Here is an 11,669-nt window from a genome sequence, read left to right as displayed (position 1 = left end):
GCGCAGAAAACCCGCAGGGGCTGGTTGGCGTCCGCGTCGATCGACATGTTCACAACCAGGGGCGCGATCAAGACGCTGACCAGGTTCATGACCTTGATCAGCGGGTTGATGGCGGGGCCGGCGGTGTCCTTGAACGGGTCCCCCACCGTGTCGCCAATGACGGCGGCGGCGTGCGAATCGGAGTTCTTGCCGCCGTAATGGCCGTCCTCGACCAGTTTCTTGGCGTTGTCCCACGCGCCGCCGGAGTTCGCCAGGAACACCGCCATCAGCAGGCCGGTGGCGATGGCTCCGCCCAGGAAGCCCGCCAGCGGGCCAACCCCCAGGCCCAACCCGACCGCGACCGGCGAGAACGCGGCCAGCAGACCGGGCGCGACCAACTCCCGCAGGGAGTCCCGCGTGCAGATGTCCACCACCTCGGAGTAGTCCGGCTTGACCTCGCCCGTCATGATCCTGGGCTCGTTGCGGAACTGGCGGCGCACCACCAGGACGATCGCCCCGGCGGCGCGGGTGACGGCATCGATCGCCAACCCGGAGAACAGGAACACCACGGCGGCGCCCAAGATCACCCCGACCAGCGTGACCGGCTGGATGATCGAATACTGGCTCATCGAATCCAGGAAACCGCCGGTGGCGATCTTCTCCCCCAGCGAGGCGATGGCGGACTGGACGGCATCGTTGTAGGAGCCGAACAACGCGGTCGCGGCCAAAACGGCCGTGGCGATGGCGATCCCCTTCGTGATCGCTTTGGTCGTGTTACCCACCGCGTCAAGGTCGGTCAGGGCCTGGGCGCCCTCGCCGCCGATCTCCCCGGACATCTCCGCGATCCCCTGCGCGTTGTCGGAGACCGGGCCGAACGTGTCCATGGCCACGATCACGCCCACGGTGGTGAGCAGACCGCAGCCCGCCAACGCCACCAGGAACAACGCCATCACAATGTTGCCGCCGGACAGGAGGAACAGCCCGCACAGCGCGGCGGCGATGGTCCCCGCGGTGTACACGGCGGATTCGAACCCCACGCCTATCCCGGACAGGACCACCGTGGCCGGCCCGGTGGTGGAGGTCTTCGCCACGTGCCGGGTCGGGCGGGAGTCTGTGCCCGTGAAGTAGCCGGTGATCCACAGGATGAGCCCGGCCAGCACAATGCCGATCAAGACCGCCCCGATCACCGCGAACCGGGGGTCTGAATCCCCCAGGGAGGCGAGCGCCTTGTTGCCGAAATCGGCGTAGCTGTCCGGGAGGTAGAGCAGCGCCGCGATGGCGGTGAGCACGGCGGCGATCAGCGCGGACAGGTAAAAGCCCCGGTAGATGGCCCGCAGACCCGGTTCGCCGCGCCGCACTCGGGTGATGAAGACGCCGATGCCGGCCGTGACGGCCCCGATCGCCGGCACGATCAGCGGGAACACCAGGCCGGATTCGCCGAAGGCGGCCTTGCCCAGGATCAGGGACGCGACCAGGGTGACCGCATAGGATTCGAACAGGTCGGCGGCCATGCCGGCGCAGTCGCCCACGTTGTCGCCCACGTTGTCCGCGATGGTGGCGGCGTTGCGCGGGTCGTCCTCCGGGATGCCCTGCTCCACCTTGCCGACCAGGTCCGCGCCCACGTCCGCGGCCTTGGTGAAGATGCCTCCGCCCACGCGCATGAACATGGCGAGCAGCGCGGCCCCGAAGCCGAAGCCCTCCAGCACCGATGGCGCGTCCGAGCGGAAGATGATCACCACCGCCGAGGCCCCGAGCAGCCCCAGCCCCACAGTCGTCATGCCGACCACGCCGCCGGTCCGAAACGCGATGGCAGCGCCCTTTTCGCGGCCGCCCTCGCCCGCCGCTGCGGCCGCCGCGACCCGCGAGTTCGCCCGTGTGGCCAGCCACATGCCCAGGTACCCGATCGTGGCGGAGAACGCCGCCCCGACCAGGAAGGAGACCGATCGCCCGGTGCGGACCGCGGCGGTCCCCGGCAACAGGGCCAGCAGCACCGTCACCACCACTACGAACCCGCCCAGGGTCTTGAATTGGCGGGTTAGGTAAGCGGTGGCGCCTTGCTGGACGGCCGCGGCGATTTCCTTCATCTTCGGCGAGCCGTCGTCGTTGGCCAGGACATTCGCCCGCAGCGCTGCCGCCAGGGCCAGTGCCCCGACAGCGACGGCGGCGACAATCCCCGCTATCGCCATTGAGCCGCCGCCGAATTCCACTTGGTCTTGGCCGGCCGCCAGGATTTCGGCCAGCGGCCCCGTCAACGGGGAAGTCACAGTCTCAGCAATCATGTTGCGTTGCTCCTCAGGTCAGGTCTGCTTCGACCCGGCTCAAAAGCCCGGGTAAGGCCTTTGAGGTCGCTCAGCCAAGGCCAGCGGCCTCTTTGTTCGGGGTGGACGTTCGTCCCATCTTAGGGGATGCCCCCAAAGGGGCCAAATACCATGTGGCGGGTCAAATGGCCCACCGCTTGGCGCCCCTGCTCCGGTCGCCTCTCCAATTGCCCGATGCCGTGCCCCCACCTGCCCAAAGGCCGTCGCCTAGGAGGCCGGTGAATAGCAGGCCTCCTAGGCTTGAGACAGCGGTCGCCTGCCGCGTTTCCGCTGGTCAGCGTTCCGTTGCCCTGGGTCAACGCGGTCGGAGCGTGGCTATTCACCACGCTCCTGGGCGCGGTCGCCAGCCCGGCGTCCCGGTCGCCCCCGTCGCACCGGGCGGCGGACCGGACCCGCATGTGGCCCCGTTAGGCTTAACGGCCGTGAAGATCCTTGTGCTCGGGTCGGGAGCCCGCGAACACGCCATAGTCCACGCGTTGGCCCGCGAGGGCGGCCACCAATTGCACGCGGCCCCCGGCAACCCGGGCATAGGGACGCTCGCCGAACTCCACGAAGTGAACCTCGCCTCGGGTCCGGCGGTGGCGCTGCTCGCCCGGCGCCTGAAGGCGGATCTTGTGGTAATCGGCCCGGAGGCGCCCCTGATTGACGGCGTGGCGGACTCGCTGCGGGCCGCCAGGGTTCCGTGCTTCGGCCCCGGCGCCGCCGCGGCCCGTCTGGAGGGCTCCAAGGCGTTCGCCAAGGAGATCATGGGGGCGGCCGGGGTTCCCACGGCGGGCGCGGTGAGCGCCGCGACCCCCGCCCAGACGGCCGCCGCGCTGGACCGGTTCGGCGCCCCGTATGTGGTCAAGAACGACGGCCTGGCCGCAGGCAAGGGCGTGGTGGTCACAGATTCGCGCGAGGCTGCGTTGGACCACGCGCAGGCCTGCTTCGACGAGGGCTCCACGGTGGTGATCGAGGAGTACCTGGACGGCCCGGAGATCTCCTTGTTCTGCGTCACGGACGGCGCCACCGTGCTCCCGCTGGCCCCGGCCCAGGATTTCAAGCGCGTCCACGACGACGACAAGGGCCCCAACACGGGCGGCATGGGTGCGTACTCGCCGCTCCCGTGGGCGCCCCCGGACCTGACCGGCCAGGTGCTGGACCGGGTGGCCCGCCCGGTGGTCGCGGAAATGGGCCGGCGCGGCATTCCGTTCCAGGGGCTCCTCTACTGCGGCCTGGCGCTGACCAGCCGGGGCCTCAAAGTGGTCGAGTTCAACGCCCGCTTCGGCGACCCGGAGACCCAAGTGGTGCTGGCCCGGCTGGAGACCCCGTTGTCGGGGCTGCTCCTCGACGCGGCCATGGGCCGCCTTGACCGGGCGCGGCCGCTGGTCTGGACCGAGGAGGCGGCCGTGACCGTGGTCATCGCGGCCGAGAACTACCCCGGCACGCCCGTCACCGGCGGCGTGATCACCGGCATTGACCAGGCGAACGCCATCCCGGGCGTCTACGTCCTGCAGGCGGGCACCAAGTTGGACGATGCCGGCCGCCTGGTCGCGGCCGGAGGCCGCGTCTTGTCGGTGGTCGGCTTGGGCCCCACCCTGGCCGCCGCCCGCGACCGGGCTTACGCCGGCGCCCGCGCCATCCACCTGGACGGTTCCCACCACCGCACCGACATAGCGCTGCGCGCGGCTCTCTAGAAACGGGGACGGTACCTATTTTCGGGCACGCCCGAAAATAGGTACCGTCCCCGTTTCCTTTCAGCCCCTGGCTAGAGCCGTCCCCGTTTCTGCCATGTGGTGGATCACCGAGGCGAAGAAGGAAAGGCCGTCCCGGCCGGCCCTTGGGCCGGCCGCCGAGTCCGGGCCGAAGCCCTGTTCGACCGCATGCTCCGGGTGCGGCATCAACCCGACCACATTGCCCGCCTCGTTCGTGATGCCCGCGATGTCCCGGCGCGAGCCGTTCGGGTTCCAGCCCTGGTAGCGGAACGCCACGCGGCCTTCGGCCTCAAGCTGGTCCAAAGTCCGCTGGTCCGCCACGAACTGGCCGTCCTGGTTCTTCAAGGGGATGACGATCTCCTGGCCATGGGCGAACTGGTTGGTCCACGCTGTCCCGTTGTTCTCAACCCGCAGCCGCTGTTCGCGGCAGATGAACGTCAGATGGTTGTTCTTGACCATGGACCCCGGCAGCAGGTGTGATTCGGTCAGCACCTGGAAGCCGTTGCAGATCCCCAGGACGGGCAGGCCGCCGCCCGCGGCGGCCACGATCGACTCCATGACCGGCGCGAACCGGGCGATCGCGCCCGCCCGCAGGTAATCCCCGTAGGAGAAACCGCCCGGCAGCACCACCGCGTCAACCCCGTGCAACGACCGGTCGCCGTGCCAAAGCGGCACGCCCTCCGCGCCTGCCAGCCGGACTGCGCGCAAAGCGTCGCGATCGTCGAGGGTGCCCGGAAAGGTGACCACCCCGATGCGGGTGGTCATGCCGGGTCTCCCGCGACGGCATCGTCGGCTTGGTCGAAGCGGACCGAGACCACGTCCTCGATCACCGGGTTCGACAACACGACCGTCGCGGCCTGGCGGGCCGCCTCCAACAACTCCGGCGTGGGCGGCCCCGCCGCCTCCAACTCGAAGCGTTTGCCCTGGCGGACGGCTTGGAACTGGGTGAAGCCGAGTCGCGGCAGCGCGCCGGCCACAGCCTTGCCCTGCGGGTCCAGCAACTCCGGCTTGGGCATGACGTCAACAATCACTCGTGCCATGATCCCCTTCTCAAAGGTCGGTGTGGGAATGCCACGACCAGCCTAGCGACCCCGCGCGGGGAGCCTTCCCAGGCGCGAGCGTCAGGCGAAGAACGCCATGCCCGTCAACCGCTCGTACGCCTCGATGTAGCGTTCGCGGGTTTTTTCGACGATGCCGTCCGGCAGCGCCGGCGGTTCCGAGTTCCGGTCCCAGCCCGACTCCTTGGTCAGCCAGTCCCGCAGGAACTGCTTGTCGAACGAGGGCTGCGGGCCGCCCGGCTCCCAGGAGCGGGCGTCCCAGTACCGGGACGAGTCCGGGGTGAGGACCTCGTCGCCCAAGGTCAGCAGGCCGTTCGCGGCTTCGGCGCCGAATTCGAACTTGGTGTCCGCCAGGATCAGGCCGCGCTCGCGGGCGATCTCCTCAGCCCTGGTGTAGAGCTTGAGCGTGGTGTCGCGGAGGCGTTCGGCGGTGTCCGCCCCAAGCTGCTCCGCGACGTAGCTCAGCGGCACGTTCTCATCGTGTTCGCCCTGCTCGGCCTTGGTCGCGGGCGTGAAGATGGGGTACGGGAGGCGGTCGCCGTCGCTCAGCCCCTCCGGCAGCTTGATGCCCGTCACCTCGCCTGTGCGCTGGTATTCGGCCAGTCCGGAGCCGGTCAGGTAGCCGCGAGCCACGCATTCGACCGGGTACATAACCAGGCGCTGGCAGATCATGGCGCGGCCTTTGACCGCCTCCGGCACCTCCAAGGACACCAGGTGGTTGGGCACGATCTCCCGCAATTGGTCGAACCACCAGACGCTCAGCGCCGTCAGGATCTTGCCCTTGTCCGGGATGAGGGTCGGCATCACGTAGTCGTAGGCGCTGATCTTGTCAGTGGTCACCACCAAGATCACGTCGCTGAACGGTGAGTAGACGGACGGCTCGTAGATGTCGCGGATTTTGCCGGAGGTCACGTATTCCCAGCCCTCAAGTTCGAGGGGGTTCACAGCTTCTGAGGTAGTCACGCGTCCAAGTCTGTCATCTTGTCTTGACCGGCGCGTTTCACCAGGCTGTTCGGTCCACTCCGCGAGTGAAAATGTGGCGCCGCGGCGCGCGGCGCAGTCTTCGGGGCGCCGGGCGCATGTCGGGGAACCGCTCAGACTTGCGGCGACTCGGCGTGGTTCCTCGTCACCCGCTCGGCGGCGGCGACCGGGAGGTAAGCGCGGGGGCCTTCCCCGAGGGGGCGAAAGCCGTGGGCGAGGTAGAACGAGAGCGCCGCATGGTCGATGGCGTCCACGACGACCAGCCTGCCAGCGCCCGTGCGGGCGGCGGAGCAGATGGTCTCGAGCGCGTCCAGCAGCAGGAACGTGCCCAGGCCTTGGCCTTGCAGGCGTTGATCCAACGCGAGCTTGGCAAGGAGATAGGACGGAATCACACTCGCGCCCCCGCTGGCGGAGCGGGGCAGGCCGACCCGGCTGACGGCGGTGGGCGCGACAGCGAAGTAGGCGACGACGGCCAGGTTCGCGTCCTCCCAGACGTAGGTGCGGGCGGTGTTCTGCCTGTCGGCCCGGCGGGCGCTGCCCCTCAGCCAATTGTCGAGCGGCGACTTGCCGCAGGAGAACTCAGATAGGTCGTGGGCTTCGGACAGCGGTGCCGCCCGCCAGGGGCCGCAGCTCATCTGCGGGAATACGGGCGCGGTCCGCGAGCGGCCCGCGCCAGCTTGGGGAGCTCCCAGCCCTCGCCTGTGAGGCTCGCCATGACGGCGTCGAATTCAGTTTCGCTGAGCACCGTGGCGTCATTGCGGGCCAGGACCCGCTCAGCCCGCTCCTCGACCGACCGGACCACAAAGACCGACCGGGACTCGCCGAGGACGTCTGCCGCATGCCCCAGCAGGGCGTCGGTCGCGGCGGATATCCGGGCCTCCAGCCTTCGGTCCTTGACTGTGAGCGCCATGCGGTTCACTGTACTACAAATGTGAGCAAACAGTTTGCAGTGCTTGAAGCTCTTTTCGGTTAGATGATTAAGAGCTCGCTGGCACGCCAGACGCCGCCCACTTGCTCCAGGCGCATGGCCACCGTTCTGATCGATGTGTGGTTGCTGGCCACGACGGTGGCCTCGACGACCCTTCGGTTGATGCGGCAGAGGTAGGTGCGGCCCCGGTAGCCTGGGCGGCCGGTGCGCACGGTGCGTGCTCTGGCGCGGGCCACCAGCGACCGGAAAAGCTCCTCCGTCAGGTACGGCGCGAACCGCGCCGGCGGCGGGTAGCCGTGGACGGCGGTCAGCGCGGTGCCGGCGATAAAGCGGGCACGCGACTCCACTTCCGCCAAGCGGACGGGCCCCGGCACAATTCCGTCCCACAGCCCTGTGTGATCATCCATCGAGGTCCCCCTTGTCGCTGAATGCTGTGAACGCCGCGCCGCCGCGGCCGAGTCTTGCCTCCAGCGTGCAGGGCGCGCCGTAGCCGCGCAATCCACTGCGGGAAATCTGTGGATAACTGAACACTTCGCGTCTTGCCGCCGCCACCGCCAACTGTGGTCTGACCAGCTAATACGCGGTTCTACGCTACAGATCCTGCACTCGCGGCCGGACCTACGCCACGGTGACGCCGTTGGGCGGCTTGGCGCCCGTGGACAGCAACTGCGTGTAGGTGAGCCGGTCCATGACGGTGTCCTCGAAGGCGATTGACGCGATAGCCCGCTTGGCGACGTGGCGGAAGGAGACTTGGTTCAGCACGCATTGGCGCATGGAGGCCCCCGTCAAGTCGGCCGCGTCGAAGGCCACCCCTTCCAGTCGGTTGCCGTCGAAGACCACGCCGCGCAGCGAGCAGTACTTGAACTGGGTTCCCACCAGCGTCGCGGTGCGCAAGTCCATGCCCCGGAGGTTGCCGGTGTGCCAGCGCACATTCGTCAAGTTGGCGTTGGCGAAGGACGCGCCCGTGGCGTCGGCCGCGGAAAAGTCGGCCTCGGTCAGATCGGCGCCGTCGAACACCACGCGCCGCAACAACGCCTGTTTGAACTGCGCGCGGGGCAGGCTCGCGCCGCCGAAGTCCGAACCGACCAGCAAGCTGCGTCTGAAGTCCGCCCCGACCATGGCGATGCCCCGGAAGTCGACGCCTTTCAAGGGCACCGCCCGGAAGTTCGAGGCGGCGGCCAACCCCGGCCCCGGCTCGTTTCCGGGCGGCGCGGAGGCCGCTCCCGGCGCCGCCTTTTCGCCGGTCTGGCCTTGGGCCGCCGGGACGTCGTCGCCCAGGTGTTCCAGCATTTGGCGCAGATCCCCGACAGATTCGGCCGTGGCGGCCAGCGCGGCCTCCTGATCCAGGCCGGATTCCATCAGGTCCGCGAAGCGTTCCCTGAGGTCAACGCCTATCTCATGGCGGAGGTCCGCGACCCCCGGCAGGTCGTCCAGGCCCGCGAACAGGTCGTTCAACAGGGCGTCGATTTGGTCAGTCATGGGTTCTTCCTCCTATAGCAACGCGTCGAGCAGGCTCTTGGCCCGCTCCCAGGCGGCCTTGTTGTGAGCGTGGGCCGCGCGGCCGGCATCGGTCACGGCGTAGTACTTGCGGCGCCCCCCCAACGACTCGTCCCCCCAGTACGCCCGCACGAACCCGTTGGTTTCCAGCCGTCGCAAGCTTGAGTACAGGGTGGCCTCTTTGGGTTCGTATTCCCCCGCCGATGCCGCCGCGATCGTCTTCGCTATCTCATACCCGTAACGGTCCTGCCGCAGCAAGGTCCGCAGGATCATGGTGTCGATGTTGCCCCGGACCAGGTCCGGGGGCAGGGCCTCGTTCATACCGCACCTCCTGAAGTACACCATACACGGATGTACCTCATCTGACAAGGTACAGAGGCGGGCTGCGTCCGCCGCCGTTTCCGCTTGGCGACGCTCGTGCCAGCGCCTTATCGAACCGTTCCGGGAGAGTGACAGCGGCTCAGAGGAGACGAAGGGTTGTCACACCCGTCCGGCCTCCGCCCGGTCAGGAGCCCCCGGTTTCCGATTCCGGGGGTTCGGCCTTGGGCAATTCGGTGGGCTGGAGCACTTCCACGCCCTCGGCGCGGATCGCGGTCAGGTGTTGTGGGCGGGTGTTGGGCGCGCTGCGTGGGATCCTGCCGACCGCCTCCGCCATGATTTCGATGTGGCTGGCCGCTCAGGCGTCCGACCTGGCACCCTGGCCCGCTAGGACGGGGGTCGTGTCGTGGGCGTTCGGCGCGTTGCTGCTGGCCACGATTCCGTCCTTGGTCGCGGTGGGCACCAGCGAGAAGGCGAGAGCGGCAGAGCCAGCCGACACTGCCCAGGCCGACGTCCAGTGGCCGCCGGACGCGTTTTCCGGCGCCGCCTGAAACCGGGGCAACGGGCTGGGACGCGCCCGTGCTTGTCCAAGCCGGACGGCGGACACCCGACATTGACACCACCGTGGCGGTGGTGTCGTTGGGCGGTGTCAGGTTGGGGCGGGCTGGTTTGGGCGCAGGGCGGTGGCCTGCGGAAACGCGGCTGGGGCTGGTTGGCGCCGAAGACGGGGACACCCGTGTTTGACACCACCGTGGGGGTGGTGTCGTTGGGGGGTGTCGGGTTGGGGCGGGCTGGTTTGGGCGCGGGGCGGTGGCCTGCGGAAACGTGGCCGGGGTTGGTCGGCGCCGAGGACGGCGGACACCCGTGATCGACACCACCGTGGGGGTGGTGTCAAACCCGGATGTGGGGGCCGGAGTTGCCGGGGTGGATCGGGCCCGGCGCGGCGATTCGGACGGGTTTGATTGGCCAAGGGCCTGTCCGGACGGAAATGGGGACGGTACCTATTCCGCGCGCGGAATAGGTACCGTCCCCATTTCCGGAGTAGGCACCTTCCCCATTTCGGGTCAGGCCGGGACTACCTCGATGTCGATGGGGGCCACCACCGAATCGTGCAAGCGCACCTGCACCGTGTACTGGCCGGTCGTCTTGATGCGGCCCGGGAGTTCGATCTTGCGCTTGTCCACGTCGAACCCCGTCGTGGACTTGACCGCGGCGGCGATGTCCGCAGTGGTGACCGTGCCGAACAGGCGCCCGCCGGAGCCGGCCTTGGCCGGCACTGAGACGCTGGCCGAACGCAGTTTGTCGGCCGCGTTCAGGGCGTCTTCGACGGTTGCCAGTTCGCGGGCCTTGGTCGCGCGGCGCATCGCCACGATCTGCTTCTCCGCGCCCTTGGTCCAGGGCGTGGCGAGTTTGCGCGGCACCAGGTAATTGCGGGCGTACCCGTCCTTGACCTCAAGGACGTCGCCGGGCTGGCCCAGGCCGGAGACCTCGTGGGTCAGAATGATCTTTGCCATGATTCGTCGTTTCTCCTTGTGTTAGGCCCGGTCAGCGGCCCGCGCTCGAATACGGCAAGAGCGCCATCTCGCGGGCGTTCTTGACCGCCTTCGCAATAGCGCGCTGTTCCTGAACCGACACGCCCGTGACCCGGCGGGCCCGGATCTTCCCCCGGTCGGAGACGAACTTGCGCAGCAGCGCGACGTCCTTGTAGTCGATTTCACCCTGGGTGTTCAGGCGCAGGGGGTTCGCCTTCTTCTTCGGCTTACGCAGTGGTGGTTTAGCCATGATTCTTCCTTTGTTTGTCAGTCAATCCACGATCAGTTGGGGCCGCTCCCCGCAAGGTCTGGGCGCCAGTCAGCGCCCGAGCACGTCAGCGGCCAAGAAATCCCTAGAACGGAGGCTCGTCGTCAATGGAACCGGCCACGCCGGGCGCAGCCCAACGGTCCTCGGTTGAGCCGCCGCCGTAGTTACCCCCTTGAGGGGGCGGGGGCGGAGCCCCGTACCCGCCGCTGGCCGACGGGGCGCCATATCCGCCTGCGGGCGCGCCGTAGCCCCCGCCCGGAGGCCCGTAGCCGCCCTGCGGGGGACCGCCGTAGCCGCCGCCTCCAGCGCCAGGCGACCCGGCGGCATCGTACCCGCCGCTCCTTGGATTGCGCTGAACTTTGGCGGAGGCGTAACGCAACGACGGGCCGACCTCGTCCACTTGGAGTTCCACCACGGTGCGGCGCTCGCCCTCGCGGGTCTCATAGGAGCGCTGCGTGAGACGGCCCTGCACAATCACGCGCATGCCCTTGGTGAGGGATTCCGCCACGTTCTCCGCCGCCTCGCGCCAGACGGAGCAGCGGAGGAAGAGGGCCTCGCCGTCCTTCCATTCGCCCGTGCCCCTGTCGTAGGTGCGCGGGGTGGACGCGACGGTGAAGTTCGCCACCGGAGTGGCGCCGTTGGCGGTGAAACGCAGTTCCGGATCGGCGGTCAGGTTGCCGACCACCGTGATAACCGTGTCGCCAGCCATGTCACGCCACCGGCGCCGGATAGGCTCGCAGAAGCTTGGTCCGCAGCACCGAGTCGGATAGGTTCAGCACGCGGTCGAGTTCCTTCGCCGCCCCCGAGTCCGCCGTGAAATTGATCACCGCGTAAATCCCCTCGGAGTGCTTGAGGATGTCATACGCCAAGCGCCGCTTGCCCCAGATGTCGGTCTGGTCAATGGTGCCCTTGGCGTCCTTGATGATCTTCAAGAACCGGTCCAGCGTCACCTGGACCGCGTTGTCCTCGATATTCGGGTCGAGGATGATCATGATTTCGTATGGACGCATGAAGCTACCCACCTCCTTCGGTCTAGTTCGGCCACGGTCTTTCCGTGGCAGGAGGGTCTGTTCACGTCCGCCCGCCGGCGCCGGTT

The 11,669-nt window shown here is 68.4% G+C and carries 15 protein-coding genes; 2 read left to right on the top strand and 13 right to left on the bottom strand.

All coding sequences use genetic code 11. The features are described 5' to 3' along the window. A partial coding sequence (locus LBC97_06500) for a sodium-translocating pyrophosphatase (GenBank protein ID MDR2565699.1) occupies nucleotides 1-2,258 on the bottom strand: 2,258 nt, incomplete at its 3' end. A gap of 461 nt (nucleotides 2,259-2,719) precedes the next feature. Between LBC97_06500 and purD the strand changes: the two genes are divergently transcribed. After that, entirely contained in the window at nucleotides 2,720-3,973 is a 1,254-nt protein-coding gene (gene purD, locus LBC97_06495) for a phosphoribosylamine--glycine ligase (protein MDR2565698.1), read from the top strand. A gap of 60 nt (nucleotides 3,974-4,033) precedes the next feature. Here the strand turns inward: purD and purQ are convergent, their stop codons facing one another. The 8 genes from purQ to LBC97_06455 form a co-directional block, all read right to left on the bottom strand. Continuing rightward, a complete protein-coding gene (purQ, locus tag LBC97_06490; GenBank protein ID MDR2565697.1) occupies nucleotides 4,034-4,756 on the bottom strand; it encodes a phosphoribosylformylglycinamidine synthase subunit PurQ in 723 nt (240 codons plus the stop codon). Next, nucleotides 4,753-5,031: a phosphoribosylformylglycinamidine synthase subunit PurS gene (locus LBC97_06485; protein ID MDR2565696.1), complete on the bottom strand. Its 279-nt coding sequence runs from the start codon at nucleotides 5,029-5,031 to the stop codon at nucleotides 4,753-4,755. Before LBC97_06485 ends, purQ begins: the two co-directional genes overlap by 4 nt. A gap of 81 nt (nucleotides 5,032-5,112) precedes the next feature. Continuing rightward, on the bottom strand, nucleotides 5,113-6,012 hold the full coding sequence (locus tag LBC97_06480; GenBank protein ID MDR2565695.1) for a phosphoribosylaminoimidazolesuccinocarboxamide synthase: 900 nt from the start codon (nucleotides 6,010-6,012) through the stop codon (nucleotides 5,113-5,115). Nucleotides 6,013-6,143: 131 nt separating this feature from the next. Next, the gene (locus LBC97_06475) at nucleotides 6,144-6,665 is read right to left on the bottom strand and encodes a GNAT family N-acetyltransferase (GenBank protein MDR2565694.1); all 522 of its coding nucleotides are present in this window, start codon (nucleotides 6,663-6,665) and stop codon (nucleotides 6,144-6,146) included. Continuing rightward, the gene (locus LBC97_06470; protein ID MDR2565693.1) at nucleotides 6,662-6,940 is read right to left on the bottom strand and encodes a DUF1778 domain-containing protein; all 279 of its coding nucleotides are present in this window, start codon (nucleotides 6,938-6,940) and stop codon (nucleotides 6,662-6,664) included. Before LBC97_06470 ends, LBC97_06475 begins: the two co-directional genes overlap by 4 nt. Before the next feature lie 59 nt (nucleotides 6,941-6,999). Beyond that, a complete protein-coding gene (locus LBC97_06465) occupies nucleotides 7,000-7,365 on the bottom strand; it encodes an Rv3235 family protein (protein ID MDR2565692.1) in 366 nt (121 codons plus the stop codon). Nucleotides 7,366-7,576: 211 nt separating this feature from the next. Beyond that, nucleotides 7,577-8,437: a pentapeptide repeat-containing protein gene (locus tag LBC97_06460; protein MDR2565691.1), complete on the bottom strand. Its 861-nt coding sequence runs from the start codon at nucleotides 8,435-8,437 to the stop codon at nucleotides 7,577-7,579. A 12-nt stretch (nucleotides 8,438-8,449) separates the two neighbouring features. Continuing rightward, nucleotides 8,450-8,776, bottom strand: a complete 327-nt coding sequence (locus LBC97_06455) for a PadR family transcriptional regulator (protein ID MDR2565690.1) — start codon at nucleotides 8,774-8,776, stop codon at nucleotides 8,450-8,452. A 233-nt stretch (nucleotides 8,777-9,009) separates the two neighbouring features. On the opposite strand from LBC97_06455, the gene LBC97_06450 reads away from it, so the two are divergent. After that, nucleotides 9,010-9,324 (top strand): hypothetical protein, encoded by a 315-nt coding sequence (locus tag LBC97_06450; protein MDR2565689.1) that lies wholly within the window; start codon nucleotides 9,010-9,012, stop codon nucleotides 9,322-9,324. A 513-nt stretch (nucleotides 9,325-9,837) separates the two neighbouring features. Here the strand turns inward: LBC97_06450 and rplI are convergent. The 4 genes from rplI to rpsF all read right to left on the bottom strand — a co-directional run bounded on the left by rplI (nucleotide 9,838) and on the right by rpsF (nucleotide 11,583). After that, complete coding sequence (gene rplI / locus LBC97_06445; GenBank protein MDR2565688.1) at nucleotides 9,838-10,287, bottom strand: 50S ribosomal protein L9; 450 nt, start codon at nucleotides 10,285-10,287, stop codon at nucleotides 9,838-9,840. Nucleotides 10,288-10,318: 31 nt separating this feature from the next. Then, on the bottom strand, nucleotides 10,319-10,555 hold the full coding sequence (gene rpsR, locus LBC97_06440; protein MDR2565687.1) for a 30S ribosomal protein S18: 237 nt from the start codon (nucleotides 10,553-10,555) through the stop codon (nucleotides 10,319-10,321). Between the two features lie 103 nt (nucleotides 10,556-10,658). Next, nucleotides 10,659-11,282 carry a single-stranded DNA-binding protein gene (locus tag LBC97_06435; protein ID MDR2565686.1) on the bottom strand — a complete coding sequence of 208 codons (624 nt, stop codon included), beginning with the start codon at nucleotides 11,280-11,282 and terminating at the stop codon, nucleotides 10,659-10,661. 1 nt (nucleotide 11,283) lies between these two features. Then, nucleotides 11,284-11,583, bottom strand: coding sequence for a 30S ribosomal protein S6 (rpsF, locus tag LBC97_06430; GenBank protein MDR2565685.1), 300 nt, complete (start codon nucleotides 11,581-11,583; stop codon nucleotides 11,284-11,286). Between the last annotated feature and the right edge of the window lie 86 nt (nucleotides 11,584-11,669).

This window comes from Bifidobacteriaceae bacterium (assembly GCA_031281585.1).
GTDB lineage: Bacteria > Actinomycetota > Actinomycetes > Actinomycetales > WQXJ01 > JAIRTF01.
The sequence above is the reverse complement of the archived record's forward strand: the minus strand, read 5'-3'. Positions and strand labels throughout refer to the sequence as shown.

What these genes read in the sequence shown, in the direction of transcription:
- LBC97_06485 (MDR2565696.1), bottom strand. Translation starts at nt 5,031, where the DNA reads ATGGCACGAGTGATTGTTGACGTCATGCCCAAGCCGGAGTTGCTGGAC.
- rplI (MDR2565688.1), bottom strand. Translation starts at nt 10,287, where the DNA reads ATGGCAAAGATCATTCTGACCCACGAGGTCTCCGGCCTGGGCCAGCCC.
- LBC97_06460 (MDR2565691.1), bottom strand. Translation starts at nt 8,437, where the DNA reads ATGACTGACCAAATCGACGCCCTGTTGAACGACCTGTTCGCGGGCCTG.
- LBC97_06465 (MDR2565692.1), bottom strand. Translation starts at nt 7,365, where the DNA reads ATGGATGATCACACAGGGCTGTGGGACGGAATTGTGCCGGGGCCCGTC.
- rpsF (MDR2565685.1), bottom strand. Translation starts at nt 11,583, where the DNA reads ATGCGTCCATACGAAATCATGATCATCCTCGACCCGAATATCGAGGAC.
- purQ (MDR2565697.1), bottom strand. Translation starts at nt 4,756, where the DNA reads ATGACCACCCGCATCGGGGTGGTCACCTTTCCGGGCACCCTCGACGAT.
- LBC97_06475 (MDR2565694.1), bottom strand. Translation starts at nt 6,665, where the DNA reads ATGAGCTGCGGCCCCTGGCGGGCGGCACCGCTGTCCGAAGCCCACGAC.
- LBC97_06455 (MDR2565690.1), bottom strand. Translation starts at nt 8,776, where the DNA reads ATGAACGAGGCCCTGCCCCCGGACCTGGTCCGGGGCAACATCGACACC.
- LBC97_06470 (MDR2565693.1), bottom strand. Translation starts at nt 6,940, where the DNA reads ATGGCGCTCACAGTCAAGGACCGAAGGCTGGAGGCCCGGATATCCGCC.
- LBC97_06435 (MDR2565686.1), bottom strand. Translation starts at nt 11,282, where the DNA reads ATGGCTGGCGACACGGTTATCACGGTGGTCGGCAACCTGACCGCCGAT.
- rpsR (MDR2565687.1), bottom strand. Translation starts at nt 10,555, where the DNA reads ATGGCTAAACCACCACTGCGTAAGCCGAAGAAGAAGGCGAACCCCCTG.